The sequence below is a fragment of the Rugosimonospora acidiphila genome (assembly GCF_039543385.1).
Taxonomy (GTDB): domain Bacteria; phylum Actinomycetota; class Actinomycetes; order Mycobacteriales; family Micromonosporaceae; genus Rugosimonospora; species Rugosimonospora acidiphila.
In genome coordinates this window covers 96,487-115,988 of record NZ_BAABJQ010000012.1, presented here as the reverse complement: position 1 = coordinate 115,988, position 19,502 = coordinate 96,487, and the positions used below count along the sequence as shown (strand labels likewise).

The window sequence follows — 19,502 nt, the reverse complement described above, 5'->3', positions numbered from 1 at the left end:
TCAGCCGCGGAGTTCGGCGACGCAGCACTTGACGCTGCCGCCGCCCTTCTTCAGCTCGGTCAGCTCCACCAGCCTCGGCAGGTACCCGGCCGCCACGAGCCGGGCGGCCATGTCGCTCGCCTCGGCGCTGAGCACCACGTTGCGCCCGTCGCTGACCAGGTTCAGGCCGAACCCGAGCGCGTCAGACTCCGACGCCACCACCGCGTCGGGGAACAGTTGCCGCAGCACCGCCTGCGCCGACGCGGAGAACGCACCCGGGTAGTAGGCGATCGTCGTGTCGTCGAGCACCGCCAGCGCCATGTCGAGGTGGTAGAAGCGCGGGTCCACGAGCCGCAGCGAGATGACCGGCCGGGCCAGCACCTCCTGCGCCTCGGCGTGCGCGGCCGGCTCGGTACGGAAGCCGTACCCGGCCAGGATCAGGCCCGGCCCCGGTACGTAGGTGAAGTCGCCCTCGCCCTCGTTGATCTCGGTCGGCGCAACGAATCGCCACCCGGCGCGGGTGCCCCCGGCGTCCTCGCCCGGCGCCTCCTCCGAGCTCAGCCGGGCGTAGAAGGCCTGATGCGCGGCTGCCTCGGCGGCGCGTTGCGGGTACCTGAAACGGGCGCCGAAGACCGTCGAGTCGACCGAAAACGCCCCGTTGGCCGCGTACACCATGTCCGGCAGCCCGACCTGCGGCGCCAGGACGTGTACCCGGTGTCCCAATTCGATCAGCGTTTCGCGCAACCGGTCCCACTGCTTGACGGCCAGCTCGGCGTCGACCGGGGTGGTGGCGTCCATCCACGGGTTGATCACGTACTTGACGTCGAAGTACGCCGGTGGGCACATGAGATACGTCCTCGGCACGATCCAAAGCGTAGGTACCCTCAGAAGGCGCTGGCAGCGCAAAGGCTTGCGTGAAAGGAGCTATCCGTTGCAGATGGACGCGATAGACCAGCGAATCATTGCGTCGCTCACGGCGGACGCGCGCGCGACCTACGCCGAGATCGGTGCGGAGGTCTCGCTGTCCGCGCCGGCGGTGAAGCGCCGGGTCGACCGGCTGCGCGCGGGCGGGGTCATCAAGGGGTTCACGGCGGTGATCGACCCCGCATCGGTCGGCTGGACCACCGAGGCATTTGTCGAGTTGTTCTGCACCGGGCGCACCACGCCGGCGCAGATCGGCGCGGCCGCGCGGCGGCACCCCGAGGTGGTCGGGGCGTACACGATCTCGGGCGAGGCCGACGCGCTGGTACACCTGCGCGCGGCGGACATGTCGCACCTGGAGCAGGCGCTGGAGCGGCTGCGCGCGGAGCGGTTCATCACCTCGACCCGAAGCATGATCGTGCTGTCCCGGCTGGTCGAGGGGGCTCCGACGACCACCGGGCCGACCCTTGCCCCGGCCCCGGCGCCGACCGGTCCGGCGGCGAAGCCGTCGCCCGGCCGCACGGCGGCGAAGCCGTCGCCCGGTCGCACGGCGCGGAAATCACCGCCCCGATCGCGGTAGCCCCCGTTGTTTCAGAGGTACATGCCGGTGTGCTCGCCCCCGCCGATCGCCGACTTCTCGTCCCCGAAGAACCGCTTGCCGCCGAACTCCCCGGCGAGGCGGTCGTCGAGTTCGTCCGCCAGCCCGGTCATCACCTGCACCGCGAGCATCAGGTGAGTGGCCTGGAAGTCCCGTCCGAACACCGGGACCGAGGCCCAGACGGTGTCGTCGGTGCAGTACAGCCGCCCGATCGGCATCCGGTTGGTCAGCTCGGACAACCGCACGTACAGCTGCTCGGTCGGACGCACCTCCGTCAGTACCGGCGAGAAGACGTCCACCAGCGGCGGGTTGTCGCGGACCCGGACGAACACCATCGCCGAGCCCGATCGGATGCCGATGTCGCCGTCGCCGTCCACCTGCAACAGCTCCGGCTGGGTCTTGAGCAGTCCGGCCACCACGGCGGCGACCTGTTCGGGCAGCGGCAGGGTGAGGTCACGCGCGGCCGCCGCGGCCCCGGTCAGCACCCGGTTCTCCGCGTCCTGCTCGGTCACCGCGCCCGCGTCCGGGCCCTCGCCCAGCAGCACCGGGCGGGCCGTGCCGAGCGGACCGACGGTTAGCGCCTCGTCGTCCGTGCCCCGGGCGGCGTAGGTGACGAACGCCGGGTGCGGCGCGCCGTAGATGTCCCGCAGCGTACGGGTAATGATCACCGCTATCCGGGTCGCCTCCTCGGCCGTACCCGTCAGCCCGAAATCGTCGCCGGAGCCCGGCACCACACCGGGCGGCGACCAGCCCAGCTCGACCAGGTCCGCCACCTGCCCACGATCCAGGCGGTAACCCGGCGGAAGCGAGGCATTGCCGACCGCGAGCGCCCCGAGCGCGTCATCCGGCCCCGACTGGAGAGTGACCGCGTAGATCGCGTCGCCGGTACCCGATGCGGTCGGGTCGAGCGTCAGCTCCAGCTGCGTACCGGCCAGCATCTCCGGTGCGCGCTCGGCCAGCGCCCTGGCGAAGTCGCGCCACGCCTCGGTGACCTTCGACTTCAGGTCGGTACCCATGGCCAGGTCGTCCAGCAGCGCGGCCTCCGCGGGCGGCCGCGGGGGCTTGCCCGGCGACGGCTCCGGTGGAGCGTGCGGCGGGGTCTCCGGCGGGACGTCCGGCGGAATCTCAGCCGACATCTGGTCTACCTCCTACGTACCGCCCATCGATGCCCGGTCGGCGAACCGTCCGGTCAACGGACCGTCCAGCCTGCGCGTTCGGCCCACCTTAGCTGGACGGCGTACGAGGTCCGAACGACGACCGGACGTTCCGCCCCATCGGCCATATTCAGATCCGCCGAGTTCCCGTGAAGCGGGCTATGGTCGGAGCATGGTCCGAAAGGCGCCGCGCGAGGACATCGGAGACGAGAATCTGACCATTCGACGGCCCGAACGAAGTGCCGCCGGGGTTGGAGGCGTGATCCACGGCCTGGCCCCCGGGCTGGCGCAGATGGGCGTCCGACGATCCGCGCGCACCCTGCTCAAGCTCAATCAGGTCGGCGGGTTCGACTGTCCCGGCTGCGCGTGGCCCGAGCCCGGGCCCGGCGAGCGGCACCACGCCGAATTCTGCGAGAACGGCGCCAAGGCGGTGGCCGAGGAGGCGACGCTGCGCCGGGTGACCCCGGAGTTCTTCGCCGCGCATCCGGTCTCGTCGCTGGCCGAGCGGAGCGACCACTGGCTCGGACAGCAGGGCCGGATCACCTCGCCGGTGGTGCTGCGCCCGGGCGCTACCCACTACTCGCCGATCTCCTGGGACGACGCGTTCGAACTGGTCGGCTCGACGCTGCGCGGGCTCGACTCACCGGACCGGGCCGCGTTCTACACCTCGGGCCGAACCTCCAACGAGGCCGCCTTCCTGTACCAGCTCTTCGCCCGCGCGTACGGCACGAACAATCTCCCGGACTGCTCCAACATGTGCCACGAATCGTCCGGGGTCGCGCTCACCCAGACGATCGGCGTCGGCAAGGGCTCGGTCACGCTCGACGATATTCACCAGGCATCGCTGCTGGTCGTCGTCGGGCAGAACCCGGGCACCAACCACCCGCGGATGCTCACCGCGTTGGAGGCCGCCAAGCGCAAGGGCGCGAAGATAATCGCCGTCAACCCACTGCCGGAGGCGGGCCTGCTGCGCTTCCGCAACCCGCAGCGCCCGTCGGGCGTCATCGGCGACGGCACCCCGCTCGCCGACCGGTACCTGCAGATCCGCGTGGGCGGAGACCTGGCGCTGTTCCAGGCATTCGGCTCCCTGCTGCTGGAGTGGGGCGCGGTAGACAAGTCCTTTGTGGACGATCACACCTCGGGCTTCGACGAGTACAGTGCGGCGCTGGCCGAGCTCGACTGGTCCGACGTCCTCGATGCGACCGGGCTCGACCGTGGGGAAATTGTCGAGGCGGCCCGGATGCTGGCCAGCTCGGACGCCACCATCGTCTGCTGGGCGATGGGCCTGACCCAGCGGCGGGACTCGGTGGCGGCGATCCGCGAGATCAGCAACGTCCAGCTGCTGCGCGGGATGATCGGCAAGCCGGGCGCCGGCCTCTGCCCCGTGCGCGGCCACTCCAACGTCCAGGGCGACCGCACCATGGGCGTGTGGCACGAGACGCCCAAGTGGATGCCGTCGCTCGCGTCACGGCTGGGCTTCGAGCCGCCGGCCCGGCGCGGGTACGACACGGTGGAGACCATCCGGGCGATGCGCGACGGCGCGGTGCGGGTGTTCTTCGGCCTCGGCGGCAACTTCGCCGCGGCGACGCCGGACACCGAGGTCACCCTGGCCGCGCTGCGGGCGTGCGAGCTGACCGTACATGTGTCGACGAAGCTCAACCGGTCGCACACGGTACCGGGCCGGACCGCGCTCATCCTGCCGTGCCTGGGCCGCACCGAACGGGACGCCCAGCGCTCCGGCGAGCAGTTCGTCACGGTCGAGGACTCGATGTCGGCGGTGCACGCCTCCCGGGGCACGCTGCCCCCGGCCTCCGAGGACCTGCTCTCCGAGGTCGCCATCGTCAGCCGGCTGGCCCGCGCCACGCTCCCGTCGTCACCGATCCCCTGGGCCACCTACGAGGACGACTACCGGGCGGTCCGTGAACAGATCGCGGCCGTCGTACCAGGCTTCACCGACTACGAGGCCCGGGTGGCCACCGGTGCCGGGTTCACCCTGCCGCACCCGCCCCGTGATCGCCGGCAGTTCCCGACCCCGTCCGGCCGCGCCAACCTGGTGGTCAACCGGCTCGAGGTCACGAGGATCCCGCCGGGGCGGCTGCTGCTACAGACGGTACGCAGCCACGACCAGTACAACACCACGATCTACGGGCTCGATGACCGCTATCGCGGAGTCCACAATGGACGGCGTGTCATCTTCGTGAACCCGAAGGACCTCGCCGCCCTGGGCGTCGCCGACGGCACGCTCGTCGACATCGTGTCCGAGTGGAGCGACGGCCACGAGCGGCGGGCGGCCGGCTTCCGAGTGGTCGGCTACCCCAGCGCGCGCGGATGCGCCGCCACCTACTTCCCGGAGGCGAACGTGCTGGTACCACTCGACTCGACCGCGGAGGGTTCGAACACCCCGGCCTCGAAGAGCATCATCGTCCACCTCGAACCGGCGACCTCCGGCTCGGCGGCAACGGCCGCCGCGACGCCCGGCTCAACGCCCACCGCGTCCTCGCCGAGCGCGCCGGCATCCTTTGGACCGGCATGAGCCGCGCCCGGCTCATCTTCGCCTTCGCATCGTTCATCCTGCTCGGCGTCACCTCCGGCGTCGCGGGCGTACTCATTCCCAGCCAGATGGCCGATTACCAGGTCAACAAGGTCACCATCGGCACGATGTTCTTCACCTTCTCCGCCGGGTACGTGCTGTCCGGGGTGGGGAACGGTTCGCTCATCCGCTGGCTCGGCGCGCGGGGGCAGCTCGCGCTGGGCGCGGCGGTCACCGGCTGCCTCGCATACGGCATCGGACTGCGGCCCAGCTTCGTGGTGCTGCTGATCGCGAACATCGGGCTCGGCTTCGGCACCGGCATCCTCGATGCTGGACTCAACGCGTACCTCACGACCCTGCCCAACCACACCACGCTGTTGAATCTGCTGCACGCCTTCTTCGGCGTGGGCGCGCTGATCGGCCCGGTGCTGGCCACCGCGCTGCTCCACGCGCACCGGCCCTGGCAGGACGTGTACCTGCTGCTGGCGGTGGCCGCCGTGCCGCTGCTCGCCGGCTTCCTCACCCTCTTCCCGTCGCGCATCGCGCAGGTCCCCGAGGAGGAGGAACACCCGGCCTTCGAGGGCCGTCGCGCCCCACTCAGCGCCGCCCTGCGACACCCGACCGTCTGGCTGGCCGCCACGTTTCTCTGCCTGTACGTGGGCATCGAGGTCACCGTCGGCGACTGGAGTTTCAGCCTGCTCACCCAGCAGAAGGGCGCGGGTGAGCTGCTCGCCGGGTACGTGGTCAGCGGATACTGGCTGGGCCTGACGCTGGGCAGGTTCCTGCTGAACGCCAGCGCAACCCGGGCGGGGATCGGCGTGGTGGCCATGATGTACGGCTGCCTCGCCGGAGTTGGCGTCGCCACCCTGTTGACCTGGCTGGGGCCGGGCTCGGTACTCGTGACGATCGGCTTCGGGCTCATCGGATTCTTCCTCGGCCCCGTGTTCCCGACCACGATCGCGGTGCTCCCCCGGCTCGCTCCCGCCCGGCTGGTGCCGACGGCGGTTGGCCTACTGGTCGGCGCGAGCGTGATCGGGGGCGCGGTCTTCCCGTGGCTCGCCGGCTCGCTGGCACAGGGTCTCGGGTTGGGGTCGTTGCTGCCCTACACCCTCGTGCTGTCGGTGCTGCTCGCCATCGTGTGGTCGACGATCGGGCGCCGGATACGGTCAGTCGCCGGACCAGCCGGCGGCGAGCTCACCGATGACGGCGGCGGCCTGGACCGGATCCGCACCGCGACCGACAGCCAGGCCCATTAGGTACGCCGTCACCGGGGCGGCCGGGCGCATCACCCCGTGCGCGACGTCCCGGGCCACGTCGAGGACCAGGGTCGGATCGATCGGATCGAGGTGAAGCGCGTCCCGGACCGCGTCGGTCCAGTCGTCGAGTGCGGACATCAGATCCATTCCTCCGCGCGATGCAGATCGTCGGGCTCATCGCAGTCGTACCACGGCGGCGGCCCGACCGCCGTCGCCGACACCTCCCCGACGCGGAGGCCGGCCAGCAGTACGCGCAGCGGTACCCCGGCCGCCGGCTCGACCCGGGCCAGCGCCGCCCGCAGCGAATCTGTCCGCCACACGCCGCACAGCGTCTGGCGCCGTCCGTCGCGGTCCAGGAACACCACGCCATCCGGCCCGCTCCCCGCCGGCACGCCACCGCCCGGCTCGGAGCCGGCCAGGCTGGCACGGAGGGCGAGAATCGACCCCCGATCGAGAAACGGAAGGTCGGCCGCGAGCAGCGCCACCACGGGCACGGAGAGGCCCGTCAAGGCACCGGGGACACCCGGGCCCTCAACCGCATCCGAGCCGCGAACACCGGCCGGACCGGCAACTACCTCCGAGCCGGCAACAACCGCGGAGCCGGCAACAACCGCGGAGCCGGCGGGCCCGGCTGCTCCGGCCAGGCCGGCAAGCCCGGCGGCCGTGGCGGCGACCGGCCCCCCGCCGGGAGGATCCTCCCGCACCCGCCGCACCCCCGCCGGCAACCGCAGGCTGGGCGGGCCGACCACTATCCGGTCGACGGCGTCCGCTACGGCGTCGAGGACCCGGTGCAGCATGGGCCGCCCGCCCACCATCAGCATGGGCTTGTCGACGCCGCCGAGCCGGCGAGCGGCACCGCCAGCGAGGATCACGGCGGCGTAGGGATCCATGCACCCGACGCTACCGGCCATCGCCCCGAGGCGACGAGCGCCCGGCGGGCAACAGCGGCGGGCGGGCCCGACCCAAGGCGGACCCGGCAGAAAGGCGGGCTCGGCAGAAAGGCACGCCCGGCAGAACGGCGGGGCCGGCGGAGAAGCGGGCCCCACGGTGTCCGGGTGGCAGCGGCGGGCGGTTCGGCCGGGCGCGAGGCAGGATGGACTCATGGCAAGGGTCACCGCGCGGCGCAGCGTAGTGCGCATCGATACCTCGGCCGGGCAGCAGCCGACCCGGCGCCCCGACTCGCTGGCGGCGGAGGAGCCGCTCGAGATCCGGGTGGATCGCTCCGCGCTCGCCGTCACCATGAGGACCCCCGGCAACGACATCGACCTCGCCCTCGGCTTCCTGCTCACCGAGGGGATCATCGGCTCCAGCGAGGACGTGCGCACGGCTCAGCTGTGTGCCGGTACCGACACGCCGAACACGTACAACGTGGTGGACGTCGTCCTCACGCCCGGCGTACCGGCGCCGGTGACCGACCCGAGCCGCAACTTCTACACCACCAGTTCCTGCGGCGTCTGCGGCAAGGCGAGCATCGACGCGGTCCGGACCCGGTCGCGGTTTCCGGTCGACCAGGACCCGGCCAAGGTGGACGCCACGACGCTGGTGACGCTGCCGGACACCCTGCGCAAGGCCCAGCGCACCTTCGAGACGACCGGCGGCCTGCACGCCGCCGGGCTGTTCACCACCGACGGCCGGCTCCTGGTGATCCGGGAGGATGTGGGCCGCCACAACGCGGTGGACAAGGTCGTCGGCTGGGGCCTGCGGGAGGGTCGGCTTCCGCTGGCCGGGCAGGTCCTTCTGGTGTCCGGCCGGGCGAGCTTCGAGTTGGTGCAGAAGGCCTCGATGGCCGGTATATCGATCATCGCGGCGGTGTCGGCGCCGAGCACGCTCGCCGTCGAGCTGGCCGAGGAGGTCGGGCTGACCGTGGTGGGCTTCCTGCGCGGTACGACCATGAATGTCTACACCCGCCCCGATCGGGTCGTCTGACCCCGCCGAGCCGCGTCCCACGCCTCCGGCGGCACCCCTCCCGCCACCGCCTCGGCGAGCAGCCTCGCCAGTGCGTAATCCGGGTCCGCGGCCAGTGCCCGCTCCAGCGCCATCGAGGCGATCACTCCGTCGCCCGCTCGCCACGCGGCGAAACCCAGCAAGGTAGCCGGCGCGGCGCTCAATTCCGGATCGGCCCGCCGCAGGACCTCTATCCACAGGGCGACGTGCACGTTCAGGTCGCCGTCGACCCTCTCCCAGGCGTGGTCTCGCACCACCAGGTGACACAGCAGCACGGTGAGCCAGGCCACCTCGTCGTTGTCCAACTGGCCGCTTGAGCGCTGCCGATCGATGGCACCATCGACCGCCGCGGCACCGGCGGCGAACACGGCGGTGGGAGGGTCGGCCGCGACCGCGATCAGCTCACCCAGCCGCCGACCGGCCCGCGCGGTCGCCCGGCGCATGTCGGACCTGGCCAGTCCCTCGACGGGGGCGAGCCTGCGCTGCACCGCGGCTCGCGAGGGCAGCGCCACATGCCCGGCCACGACGGCCGCCGCGGCGATCGGGCCGCTGACCGGGTCGAACGGTGTGCCCTCGGCGGGACAGCAGTCGAGCGAACGGCACGAATAGGACCAGTAGCGGTTGCCGGTCACCCGCAGCACGTCGAGCACGTTGATTTCGAGGGCGGTCAGCTCCCGATCGATGGCCAGCACGCCCGGGGTGACGGCGGCGGCCGGACCGTAGCCGATGACCATCACGTCGGTGACCTGCTGCCGGGTGACCACGGCGGCGTAGTAGTCGGCCAGGTCGACGGCGCCGGACAGATCGCCGCGCGCCTCGAAGATCACTCGACCGCGCCGCAGCCCGAGCAGCACGACGCTGTCGGAGGGGTGGAATCCGAGCAGGTAGGGGATCATGCCGAGGACATCGGCGGTGCTGCGCAGTCTCAGCGACGAAGGCATGGCGCCCAGGGTGGCGAATCGCGGTGGAGATCGGAAGGAAAACTTTTCGGGCTGTGGATGACGGTCGAGTTATCCACAGGCCGACCACATTTCCCCAGGTCGGCCGGGGGTTGCCGAGTCCGGGTCGTCCAGATGCCGGGTCGAGGACGGCGCGGATCCGCCGGCGGGCCCGCCAGGGTACGAGCGGCGACCGGTCGGGCCGCCCGGCGGAAGGGGGTGAGCGCGGGCCACAGTGCCGCCGGTACGGGCCCGCCGCGGCGGTACGGTGCTGGAGTGGATCTGGCATATCTCCGGCAGCATCCGCACCACCTGCCGACCTTCCTCACCCACCAGCGCATCCGCGAGACACCGGTGAGCGGCGGCGGGATCTGTCAGGCGTCCCGGTTGACGCTGGACGACGGCAACTCGATCTTCACGAAGAGTTGGTCGTCCACAGCACCGTCCCCCGAGCACTCCACAGATTCGTCCACAGGGCGGTCCCAGCCGTCCACAGAGATATCCACAGCCGCGCCGGACGGATTCTTCGCCGCCGAGGCCGCCGGCCTCAACTGGCTGCGCGAGGCCGGAGCGGTGCCGATTCCCGAGATCATCGTTGCCCTACCGGACCTGCTGGCACTCGAATGGATCAACGCCGGCGCGCCGAGCGCCCAGGCGGCGGAAGAGCTGGGTCGGGGCCTGGCCGCGATGCACGGCAGCGGTACCGAGACCTTCGGCGCCGCCTGGCCGGGGTACATCGGCGCGCTGCCGATGGACAACGAGCCGTCGGCCGGGCCGTGGCCGGGGTGGTTCGCCTCCGTCCGGTTGGAGCCCTACCTGCGGATGTCGGCGGACCGGGGCGCACTGTCCCCGGCCGACGTGGCGGCCGTCGAGGACCTGCTGGGCGACATCGACCGGTACGCCGGCCCGGCGGCCGGGGAGCCGCCCGCCCGCATCCACGGCGACCTCTGGCCGGGCAATGTGCTCTGGGCCACATCCGGCCGGGCGTACCTGATCGATCCGGCGGCGCACGGCGGGCACCGGGAGACCGACCTGGCCAACCTCGCCTTGTTCGGGGGCGCCCCGTATCTAGACTGGATCATCGACGGGTACCAGCAGGTGTGGCCGCTGGCACCGGGCTGGGAACGACGGGTACCCCTGCACCAACTGCAACTGCTGCTGGTACACACCGCGATGTTCGGATCCGCCTATCGAGGGGCAGTCATGTCCGCTGTTCGCGCTACGGTCGAATGGTGACCTCGCCGACGCTTGCCGACCGCTACGGTCGGGTGGCGACCGACCTGCGAGTCTCGCTGACCGACCGGTGCAACCTGCGCTGCGCCTACTGCATGCCACCGGAGGGGCTGCCCTGGTTGCCCACCCCCGACGTGCTGTCGGACGAGGAGGTCGGCCGGCTGATCGAGATCGCGGTGACCCGGCTGGGCGTCACCGAGGTCAGGTTCACCGGCGGCGAGCCGCTGCTGCGGCCGGGGCTGGCCGACATCGTGGCGCGGGCCGCCGCGCTGAGCCCACGGCCGTCGCTGTCGCTGACCACCAACGCGATAGGGCTCGACCGGCGGGCCGCCGAGCTGCGCGCCGCCGGCCTCGATCGGGTGAACGTCTCGCTGGACACCTTGTCCCCGGAGAGGTTTGCCCAGATCACCCACCGTAAGCGACACGCCGACGTGATCGCCGGGCTGGTCGCGGCGGCCGAGGCCGGGTTGGGCCCAATAAAGATCAACTCGGTGCTGATTCGCGGGATCAACGATGACGAGGCGGTACCGCTGCTCCGGTTCGCCCTCGAGCACGGCTACCAGCAGCGGTTCATCGAGCAGATGCCGCTGGACGCCGGGCACATCTGGTCCCGGAGCCAGATGGTGACCGCCGACGAGATCCTCGCCTCGCTGGAGGGGGCCTTCACCCTGCTGGCCGACCCCGACGAGCGCGGCGGCGCACCGGCGGAGACCTGGTTGGTCGCGGGCTACCCGGGCACGCCCAAGGTCGGCGTGATCGCCAGCGTCACCCGGCCGTTCTGCCGCGACTGTGACCGCACCCGGCTCACCGCGGACGGCCAGGTCCGCAACTGCCTGTTCGCCCGCGAAGAGTCCGACCTGCGCGCGCTGCTGCGCGGCGGCGGCTCGGACGAGGAGCTCGCCGCGCGCTGGCAGGCGGCGATGTGGGGCAAGCTGCCCGGGCACGGGATCAACGAACCCGCGTTCCTGCAGCCATCCCGCCCGATGTCGGCGATCGGCGGCTGACGTGCCGACCGTGCGCTATTTCGCCGCCGCCCGCGCGGCGGCCGGCGTTGCCGAGGAGCGGGTGGACGCCGACACCCTCGACGAACTGCTGGACGAGTTGAGCCGGCGGCACGGCGAGCGGCTGGCGCTGGTACTGAAATCGTGCTCGTTCCTCATTGACGGACTGGCCTGCCGGGATGGGTCGAGGGCGGTGCCGGCACAGTCCACAGTAGACATCTTGCCGCCCTTCGCCGGAGGTTGAAAACATGCTCGTCGCGTTCTCGGTAACCCCGCTCGGGGTGGGTGAAGCGGTCGGTGACCTGGTCGCCGAGGCGGTCCGCGTGGTCCGCGAATCCGGCCTGCCCAACCGCACCGACTCCATGTTCACCACTGTGGAGGGCGAGTGGGACGAGGTGATGGCGGTGGTGAAGCGGGCGGTCGACGTGGTCTCCGAGCGGGCCGGACGGGTCAGCCTGGTACTCAAGGCGGATCTGCGCCCCGGCGTCACCGACGCGCTGAACAGCAAGGTCGCCTACGTGGAGGAGTACCTGTCGCGGTGAGGCTGCTGATGTGGGACGTCGACCTGACGCTCCTGCACGCCGGCGGTGTGGCGCGAGAATCGTGGGCCGAGGCGTTCGGCGCCATGACCGGCCTGGCCCCGCGGGTGCTGCCCACGTTCGCGGGCCGCACCGATCTGGATACCGCCGCCGAGATCTTCCGGGTGCACGGGCTGCCGGAGCCCGACTTCGAGGAGTTCTTCGACCGGTACGCGGCGGCGTTCGCCGCCCGGCGGGACCTGGTGGCGCGGCATGGCCGTGTGCTGCCCGGAGCGGCGGAGGTGCTGGCGGCATTGGCGGAACGCCCGGACATCACGCAGACGGTGGTGACCGGCAACATCCGGCCGGTCGCGGAGGTCAAGCTGGACGCCCTCGGGCTGTCCGGCACGCTCGACCTGGACGTGGGCGGGTACGGCACCGACGACGGAGACCGTGCCACCCTGGTACGCCGCGGCCGGCAGCGGGCCGAGGCGAAGTACGGCACGTTCGCCGACCTGTGGGTCATCGGCGACACCCGGCACGATGTGGCGGCGGCGCTGGCGTGCGGGGCGAGGGCGGTCGGAGTGGCGAGCGGCTCGGCCGGCGCCGACGAACTCGCCTCGGCAGGTGCCGACCTGGTGCTGGAGTCGCTGGCCGATGTCGGCGCCGTGGTACGGGCCCTGACCGGTTCACGCTGCGTCAACGAATCATCAAGTCCCGGGTAGCGTGGCGGTTCGTGCGTCGCGGGGCGCACATGAAAGGATGCGTCGTGCCCGCAAAAGCACCCGACCGCGGCCACGACTCGACGTTCGTGGCGGATCTGCACATCCACTCGCGCTACTCCCGAGCCTGTAGCCGAGACCTGGACCTGCCCAGCCTCGCGTGGTGGGCCCGGCGCAAGGGCATCACGCTGCTAGGCACCGGCGACTTCACCCACCCCGCGTGGCACGACCACCTGCGGGAGAGCCTGGTCCCGGCGGAGCCCGGCCTGTACCGCCTGGCCGGCCCCGTCAAGCCGCTGCCGCCGAGCGTCGCCGATCGCGAAGTGCGATTCATGCTGTCGGTGGAAATATCCACTATCTACAAGCGCGACGACCGCACCCGCAAGGTGCACCACCTCATCTACCTGCCGGACTTCGAGGCGGCGGAGCGGTTCAACGCGCGACTCGGGCGCATCGGCAACCTGGGCTCGGACGGCCGTCCCATCCTCGGCCTCGACTCGCGCGACCTGCTGGAGATCACGCTTGAGGCCAGCCCGGACGGATACCTCGTGCCGGCACACATCTGGACGCCATGGTTCTCGGCGCTGGGCTCGAAGTCCGGCTTCGACGCGATCGCCGACTGCTACGCGGACCTGGCCGACCATATCTTCGCCGTGGAGACCGGGCTGTCCTCCGACCCCGAGATGAACTGGCGGGTGTCCAGCCTCGACCGGTACCGGTTGGTGTCCAACTCGGACGCGCACTCCGCCCCCGCCCTGGCGCGGGAGGCCACGATCCTGTCCAGCGGGCTGGACTACTTCTCGGTGCGTGAGGCGCTGCGCACGGGTACGGGCCTGGACGGCACCATCGAGTTCTTCCCCGAGGAGGGCAAGTACCACGCCGACGGGCACCGCGCCTGCGGCGTCAACTGGGAGCCGGCGCGTACCAGGGCCAACAACGGCGCCTGTCCGGAGTGCGGTAAGCCGCTGACGGTGGGGGTGCTGTCCCGGGTCGAGGCGCTGGCCGACCGGACCGCCGGCGAGCGGCCTGAGGGGGTCACGCAGCAGGTGACCCACCTGATCCAGCTCTCCGAGATCCTCGGCGAGATCCATGGCGTGGGCGCCCGGTCCAAGACGGTCGAGGGCAAGCTCGCGACGCTGGTGAGCGCGCTCGGGTCCGAGCTGTCCATCCTGCGCGAGGTGCCGACCGACGACATCACCCGGGCCGGCGGTGAGCTGATCGGCGAGGCCATCACCCGACTGCGGCGGGGTCAGGTGCGCCGCACCGCGGGCTTTGACGGCGAGTACGGCGTGATTCGCCTCTTCGAACCGGCCGAGCTGAGCTCGGTAGCGCACGGGTCGTCGGACATGCTGTTCGACGTGCCGGTGATGCCGGCACCCCGCAAGGCGAGCGCGGCCACCCCGCGGAAGGCCGGCGCGGCCACGCCGCGGAAGGCGACCAGGGGTGCGACGGCCACCGACCCGGACGCCCCGATGAGCACCGGGGCGGGCTCCGGCGCCAAGGCGAAGAGGCCGTCGCCGGCCAAGGCGGTGCCGCCGCCGATCGTGCCGGAGCCGTCGCCCCACGAGCCGTTCGAGCCCATGCTCTCCGGGATGGAGGAGGTCGGTACCGGGCTGCTCGACCGGCTGGACGCCCTTCAGCGGGTGGCCGCCTCGGCACCGGGCGGGCCCATGCTCATCGTGGCCGGCCCGGGTACCGGCAAGACCCGTACCCTCACCCACCGGATCGCCTACCTCTGCGCGGAGATGCACGTCCTGCCCGAGGAGTGCCTGGCGATCACCTTCACCCGCCGCGCCGCGGACGAACTGCGCCAGCGGCTCGACGGACTGCTGGGCGACTCGGCCGAGGACGTCACGGTGGCCACCTTCCACAGCCTGGGCCTGGCCATCCTCCGCGAGCACGCCGAACAGGCCGGGCTGTCCCCGACCTTCCGGATCGCCGAGGAGGCCGAGCGGATCGCCGCCCTCGTGGTCGCCGGGGCGGCGGACGAGACGGCCGCGCGCCGGATGCTGCGCGAGGGGGTGGACGAGGAGCTGCGCGAACGGTATGTCAAGGGTCTGCGCGAGGGCGACCTGGTCGACCTCGACGACCTGGTCACGCTGCCCGTCTCGCTGCTGCGCGAGGACACGGAGCTGACCGATCGCTACCGGGCCCGGTGGTCGTGGGTGTTCGTGGACGAGTACCAGGACGTCGATCCGGTGCAGTACGAGCTGCTGCGGCTGCTCGCACCTCCCGACGGGAACCTGTGCGCGATCGGCGACCCCGACCAGGCCATCTACTCGTTCCGCGGCGCCGACGTGTCGTTCTTCCTGCGCTTCGGTCAGGACTTCGTCGACGCCCGGACCGTCCGGCTGACCCGCAACTATCGCTCCTCGGCACCGATCGTGGCGGCCGCGGTGCAGGCGATCGCCCCGACCTCGCTGGTACCGGGGCGGCGGCTGGACCCGGCCCGGCTGGATCCGGAAGCGGTGCCGATCGGGCTCTACACCGCCGCGTCGGCCGCCGACGAGGCCGACTTCGTGGTGCGCACCATCGACGAGCTGGTCGGTGGGCTGTCGCACCGGTCGCTGGACTCCGGCCGGATCGACGCGCACGCCGCCGCGGGCTCGATGAGCTTCGCGGACATCGCCGTGCTGTACCGCACCGACGCGCAGGCCGGCGTGATCGTGGACGCACTGTCCCGGGCCGGGATCCCGGCGCAGAAGCGGTCGCACGACCGCCTGCGCGACCGGCCGGGGGTCGCCGCGATCGCCCGCGAACTGCGCTACGCCACCGGGCTGGCCGGATCGCTGGCGGCTCGGGTGCGGCTGACCGGGCAACTGCTCGCCGAGCGGCCGACCCTGGACGCGGACGGCGGGCTCGCCCCACAGGACGTACACACGGCGATCGAGTTGCTCACGCCGCTCGCGGTGCGCTGCGGCGACGATCTGGAGAAGTTCCTGGCCGAGATCGCCACGGGCGCGGAGGTCGACGCGCTGGATCCGCGCGCCCAGGCGGTCACCCTGCTGACCCTGCACGCCGCGAAGGGCCTGGAGTTCCCGGTGGTCTTCCTGGTCGGCTGCGAGGACGGCCTGCTGCCGCTGCGCTTCCCCGGCGGGTCCACGGCCAGGGAGGATTCGAACGTGGACGAGGAGCGACGGCTGTTCTTCGTCGGCCTGACCAGGGCGCAGGACCGGTTGTACATCAGCCACGCCCGGCGGCGGACCCGGTACGGCGCCGAGCGCGACATGGTCGCGTCGCCATTCCTCGCCGCGATCGACCCCGGCCTGCTGGAGCGGCGCGGGGACGAGGCCCCCCGCCGCCCGCGTGACCGGCAGCTGCGCCTCATCTGACCAGCAGGATCGTCAGGTACGCCCCGGCCAGCAGCGCCGGGCCGAACGGCAGCGGCGTGCCCCGGCGCACCCGGCGGGTCAGCAACAGCCCGAGCACGACCGGGGCGTTGCACACGTACGGCAGCGCGAGCCCGAGCAGCACCGCCGGCCAGCCGAGCCAGCCCAGCAGGAACCCCAGCAGCCCGGACAGCTTCGCGTCGCCCATGCCCAGCCCGGCCCGCGGCACCGCGAGCCCGACGCAGTACGCCGCGGCGCACCCCAGCCCGGCGAGCCCGCACCGCAGCAGCGGGCGGCCGTCGCCGTTCGCGATCGAGGTCACGCCCAGCACCGCCGCGGCGCCGAGGAACGCGCCGCCGATCAACGGATCGGGCAGCCGAAGGCAGGCCAGGTCGGTGGCGACCAGCGCCAGCCCGGCCGCCGCGACTGGCAGGGCCGCGACCAGCAGGGGACCCGGGCCCAGCGCCCAGCCCAGCCCGCCGAACACCAGCGCGCCCAGCGGCACCCAGAGCCACCCGGGCGGGGCGAGCCCGGTCCCACCACCGGCTCCCCGCACCGCGCCGCACTCGGCGCCGATCTCCGGCGGCCCGGCCGGCACGCCGAGCAGCCGGCGGGTCACGGCGGGCACCATGGCGCCGACCAGCCCACCGAGCACGGCACAGGCGATCGCCAGCACCGCGCGATGCTAGCGGGAATGCGGCCGGTCGCGCCGCCCGCTCGGCGGCGGGCCGCGGGCCAGGTGGGCGGTCACGCTACGGTGTCCACAGTGACCGATGCCATCGGCGGTCGTGAAAATGCTCCCGCGGGAGGGGCACCAGGGGGTCTACATGTCAGACGCGCACCGTCGCGCCGGCTCGCGATCGGACCACCCACTGCCCGCCGAGCCGGACGCCGCCGGGTCTCGCCCGCAGCAGCCGGGCGCCGCCGAACCTCGCCCCGAGGAGCCGGGCGCCGCTGAATTTCGCCCAGGGCAACCGGACGCCGCCGGATCCTGTCCGGAGCAGCCGGACGCCCGCGGACCTCGCCCGGCCGGAAGGGAACCGCTCGGCCTGGTGGTTGCGCTGGTCACGGTCGTTGTCCTGGTGGTGTGCGCCGGCGGCACGCTGGCGCTGTACCTGATGCGCCAGGGCCCGGCGGCGGCCGCGCGGTCGGCGCCGACCGCGACACCGTCGGGCGCGGCGGCGAGCCCCGGTTATGATCCTGCTGCGATCGCCAGGGGCCAGTGCGTGGCCAACGACGGCACCGTGGAGGCCCCGAAGCTGCGGGTGGTCGCCTGCGCCCCGGGCTCCTATTTGGTCTTGGCCAGACTGGATGGCACGAGCGATACGAACAGGTGTACGATAATCCCCGGCTCGACCCACGAGTTCTACTACCAGACCGCGCCGAGCACCTCGGACTTCGTTCTCTGCCTCAAGCAACAGTGAATTATTGCGCTATCTAGCCCAGACGCTAGATAGCGCTAGACCGACGGATAAACGCGTGGCGTTTCTAGCGATGACGCTAGATAGCCCGATACGGTGCCATCGTGGATCCGGTACGCAACCCCTACGCGCCAGGTGCCGGCCAGCGGCCGCCCGAACTGGCCGGGCGCGACCGCGAGCTGGAAGTCTTCGACGTCGTGCTGGAGCGGGTCGCCCGCCATCGGCCCGAGCGGTCGCTCGTCCTCACCGGCCTACGCGGAGTCGGCAAGACCGTCCTGCTCAACACGCTGCGCTCGCAGGCCATCGGGCGGCTGTGGGGCACCGGCAAGATCGAGGCACGCCCCGACCAGCCGATGCGCCGGCCGCTGTCGGCCGCGCTGCACATGGCGGTCCGGGAGCTGGCCCCGCGCCATCGCGCCCCCGATCGGATCGACGAGTTCCTCGGCGTCCTCAAGGCGTTCGCGCTGCGCGCCAACAGCAGCGGAAAGATTCGCGACCGGTGGCAGCCGGGCATCGACGTACCGGCCGCCAGCGGCCGCGCCGACTCCGGCGACATCGAGATCGACCTGGTCGAGCTGTTCACCGACGCGGCGAGCATCGCCACCGACGTGGGTACCGGGATCGCGCTGTTCATCGACGAGATGCAGGACATGTCGCCGGAGGACGTCTCGGCGCTCTGCGCCGCCTGCCACGAACTGTCCCAGACCGGGGCGCCGCTGATCGTGGTCGGCGCCGGCCTGCCCCACCTGCCCGCGGTGCTGTCCGCGGCCAAGTCCTACTCGGAGCGCCTCTTCCGGTACCAGCGCATCGACCGGCTGGACCGCATCTCGGCCGACCTGGCGCTGTGCGCGCCGGCGGAGCGCGAAGAGGTCGAGTACGAGGCGAAGGCGCTGGACGCGCTGTACGAGGCCAGCGGCGGGTACCCGTACTTCGTCCAGGCGTACGGGAAGGCCACCTGGGATCACGCGCCCCGTACCCCGATCACGGCGGCCGACGTACGGGTCGGCGCGCCGGAGGCGGAGGCCGAGCTGGCGGTCGGCTTCTTCGGCTCCCGGTACGAACGCGCCACCCCGGCCGAGCGGGAGTACATGCGCGCGATGGCCTCGCTGGCCACGCCCGATGCCGAGGGCGAGGCGGTGGCCACCGCCGAGGTGGCCAAGAGCCTGGACCGGAAGCCGGCCTCGCTGTCCCCGGCCCGGGACGCGCTCATCAAGAAGGGACTCATTTACTCGGGCGAGCGCGGCACCGTGGCGTTCACGGTTCCGCATTTCGGCCGGTACCTGCGAACCCAGCCGGCGTAGTCCGACCGCCGATCGCGCGAGAACCGGCCCGTCCGGCGGCACAGCGCCAAACTCCGGTCAGACGGTGTAAAGCGTCCGACCGTGGGTAGTACCGGCGCATGAGTCTTGCTCGGACCGCGGCCCGCGCCATGCTGGCGGGGATCTTCGTGGCGAGCGGAGCGCAGGGAGTCGCGAAGCCCGACCCTCACGTACCCACCGCGAAGCGGATTACCGACCGGGTCTCACCGATGGTGCGACGGATCCACCCGGCGCTGCCGAGCGACGCGCGCGCACTGGTGCAGCTTGACCTGCTGGTCAAGCTGGTGGCGGGCCTCGCGCTGGTGACCCCGCTGCGGCGCCCGGCCGCGGTCGCGCTGCTGACCACGCTGATCCCGACGACCCTGGCCGCTCACCGCTTCTGGGAAGTCGAGGATCCGGGCGATCGCAGGAATCAGGCGGCTCACCTGATGAAGAATCTGGGTCTGATGGGTGGGCTGATTCTGGCCGCGCTCGACACCGAGGGGCGTCCTGGAATGCGCTGGCGGACGGCGCACCTGGCGTCGGACGCCAACCGGTCGCTGCGCCGGGGGGCCCGCGACACGCGTACCAGGTTCCAGCTCGCCGCACGACACAACTCCATAGGGCGACGACTGGTCTCCTGATCCGGAGGCCCTCTTC

The 19,502-nt window shown here is 71.9% G+C and carries 18 protein-coding genes and 1 pseudogene; 13 read left to right on the top strand and 6 right to left on the bottom strand.

Translation table 11 applies throughout. The annotated features are described in order from the left end of the window. Entirely contained in the window at positions 1 to 843 is an 843-nt protein-coding gene (gene ddaH / locus ABEA87_RS20920; protein WP_345631908.1) for a dimethylargininase, read from the bottom strand. A 67-nt stretch (positions 844 to 910) separates the two neighbouring features. Between ddaH and ABEA87_RS20915 the strand changes: the two are divergent. After that, positions 911 to 1,381: pseudogene (locus tag ABEA87_RS20915) on the top strand (Lrp/AsnC family transcriptional regulator); the annotation flags it as partial. 110 nt (positions 1,382 to 1,491) lie between these two features. Here ABEA87_RS20915 and ABEA87_RS20910 read toward each other — a convergent pair. Beyond that, a complete protein-coding gene (locus tag ABEA87_RS20910) occupies positions 1,492 to 2,634 on the bottom strand; it encodes a T3SS (YopN, CesT) and YbjN peptide-binding chaperone 1 (RefSeq protein WP_345631907.1) in 1,143 nt (380 codons plus the stop codon). Positions 2,635 to 2,824: 190 nt separating this feature from the next. Here ABEA87_RS20910 and ABEA87_RS20905 point away from each other — a divergent pair, with 190 nt between their 5' ends. Together ABEA87_RS20905 and ABEA87_RS20900 are read left to right on the top strand one after the other, a co-directional pair. Next, positions 2,825 to 5,185, top strand: a complete 2,361-nt coding sequence (locus tag ABEA87_RS20905; protein ID WP_345631905.1) for an FdhF/YdeP family oxidoreductase — start codon at positions 2,825 to 2,827, stop codon at positions 5,183 to 5,185. Then, positions 5,182 to 6,438: an MFS transporter gene (locus ABEA87_RS20900; RefSeq protein ID WP_345631903.1), complete on the top strand. Its 1,257-nt coding sequence runs from the start codon at positions 5,182 to 5,184 to the stop codon at positions 6,436 to 6,438. Before ABEA87_RS20905 ends, ABEA87_RS20900 begins: the two co-directional genes overlap by 4 nt. Here the strand turns inward: ABEA87_RS20900 and ABEA87_RS20895 are convergent. Further along, on the bottom strand, positions 6,349 to 6,576 hold the full coding sequence (locus ABEA87_RS20895) for a DUF6457 domain-containing protein (RefSeq protein ID WP_345631901.1): 228 nt from the start codon (positions 6,574 to 6,576) through the stop codon (positions 6,349 to 6,351). The two genes, ABEA87_RS20900 and ABEA87_RS20895, sit on opposite strands and share 90 nt — an antisense overlap. Next, complete coding sequence (gene mobA / locus ABEA87_RS20890; RefSeq protein ID WP_425570932.1) at positions 6,576 to 7,310, bottom strand: molybdenum cofactor guanylyltransferase; 735 nt, start codon at positions 7,308 to 7,310, stop codon at positions 6,576 to 6,578. Before mobA ends, ABEA87_RS20895 begins: the two co-directional genes overlap by 1 nt. A gap of 229 nt (positions 7,311 to 7,539) precedes the next feature. Here mobA and fdhD point away from each other — a divergent pair, with 229 nt between their 5' ends. Then, positions 7,540 to 8,364, top strand: coding sequence for a formate dehydrogenase accessory sulfurtransferase FdhD (gene fdhD / locus ABEA87_RS20885; protein ID WP_345631898.1), 825 nt, complete (start codon positions 7,540 to 7,542; stop codon positions 8,362 to 8,364). Here fdhD and ABEA87_RS20880 read toward each other — a convergent pair. Continuing rightward, complete coding sequence (locus ABEA87_RS20880) at positions 8,337 to 9,323, bottom strand: DUF4192 domain-containing protein (protein ID WP_345631896.1); 987 nt, start codon at positions 9,321 to 9,323, stop codon at positions 8,337 to 8,339. The two genes, fdhD and ABEA87_RS20880, sit on opposite strands and share 28 nt — an antisense overlap. Positions 9,324 to 9,596: 273 nt before the next feature. On the opposite strand from ABEA87_RS20880, the gene ABEA87_RS20875 reads away from it, so the two are divergent. From ABEA87_RS20875 to ABEA87_RS20850, 6 genes are read left to right on the top strand one after another with little or no spacing between them, the layout of a single operon-like run. Beyond that, positions 9,597 to 10,556: a fructosamine kinase family protein gene (locus ABEA87_RS20875; protein WP_345631894.1), complete on the top strand. Its 960-nt coding sequence runs from the start codon at positions 9,597 to 9,599 to the stop codon at positions 10,554 to 10,556. Beyond that, on the top strand, positions 10,553 to 11,557 hold the full coding sequence (gene moaA / locus ABEA87_RS20870) for a GTP 3',8-cyclase MoaA (RefSeq protein WP_345631892.1): 1,005 nt from the start codon (positions 10,553 to 10,555) through the stop codon (positions 11,555 to 11,557). Before ABEA87_RS20875 ends, moaA begins: the two co-directional genes overlap by 4 nt. Before the next feature lies 1 nt (position 11,558). Beyond that, a complete protein-coding gene (locus tag ABEA87_RS20865; RefSeq protein WP_345631890.1) occupies positions 11,559 to 11,798 on the top strand; it encodes a MoaD/ThiS family protein in 240 nt (79 codons plus the stop codon). A gap of 4 nt (positions 11,799 to 11,802) precedes the next feature. Continuing rightward, the gene (locus ABEA87_RS20860; RefSeq protein WP_345631889.1) at positions 11,803 to 12,096 is read left to right on the top strand and encodes an MTH1187 family thiamine-binding protein; all 294 of its coding nucleotides are present in this window, start codon (positions 11,803 to 11,805) and stop codon (positions 12,094 to 12,096) included. Continuing rightward, on the top strand, positions 12,093 to 12,797 hold the full coding sequence (locus ABEA87_RS20855; RefSeq protein ID WP_345631887.1) for an HAD family hydrolase: 705 nt from the start codon (positions 12,093 to 12,095) through the stop codon (positions 12,795 to 12,797). Before ABEA87_RS20860 ends, ABEA87_RS20855 begins: the two co-directional genes overlap by 4 nt. Positions 12,798 to 12,826: 29 nt before the next feature. Then, complete coding sequence (locus tag ABEA87_RS20850; protein WP_425570927.1) at positions 12,827 to 16,126, top strand: UvrD-helicase domain-containing protein; 3,300 nt, start codon at positions 12,827 to 12,829, stop codon at positions 16,124 to 16,126. On the opposite strand, the gene ABEA87_RS20845 is transcribed toward ABEA87_RS20850, so the two are convergent. Further along, positions 16,119 to 16,799 (bottom strand): A24 family peptidase, encoded by a 681-nt coding sequence (locus tag ABEA87_RS20845; RefSeq protein ID WP_345631884.1) that lies wholly within the window; start codon positions 16,797 to 16,799, stop codon positions 16,119 to 16,121. The two genes, ABEA87_RS20850 and ABEA87_RS20845, sit on opposite strands and share 8 nt — an antisense overlap. Positions 16,800 to 17,175: 376 nt before the next feature. Here ABEA87_RS20845 and ABEA87_RS20840 point away from each other — a divergent pair, with 376 nt between their 5' ends. The 3 genes from ABEA87_RS20840 to ABEA87_RS20830 all read left to right on the top strand — a co-directional run bounded on the left by ABEA87_RS20840 (position 17,176) and on the right by ABEA87_RS20830 (position 19,486). Continuing rightward, positions 17,176 to 17,547 carry an LppU/SCO3897 family protein gene (locus tag ABEA87_RS20840; protein ID WP_345631882.1) on the top strand — a complete coding sequence of 124 codons (372 nt, stop codon included), beginning with the start codon at positions 17,176 to 17,178 and terminating at the stop codon, positions 17,545 to 17,547. Between the two features lie 101 nt (positions 17,548 to 17,648). Beyond that, a complete protein-coding gene (locus tag ABEA87_RS20835; protein WP_345631880.1) occupies positions 17,649 to 18,845 on the top strand; it encodes an ATP-binding protein in 1,197 nt (398 codons plus the stop codon). Between the two features lie 98 nt (positions 18,846 to 18,943). Continuing rightward, positions 18,944 to 19,486 carry a DoxX family protein gene (locus ABEA87_RS20830; protein WP_345631878.1) on the top strand — a complete coding sequence of 181 codons (543 nt, stop codon included), beginning with the start codon at positions 18,944 to 18,946 and terminating at the stop codon, positions 19,484 to 19,486. Positions 19,487 to 19,502: the final 16 nt, after the last annotated feature.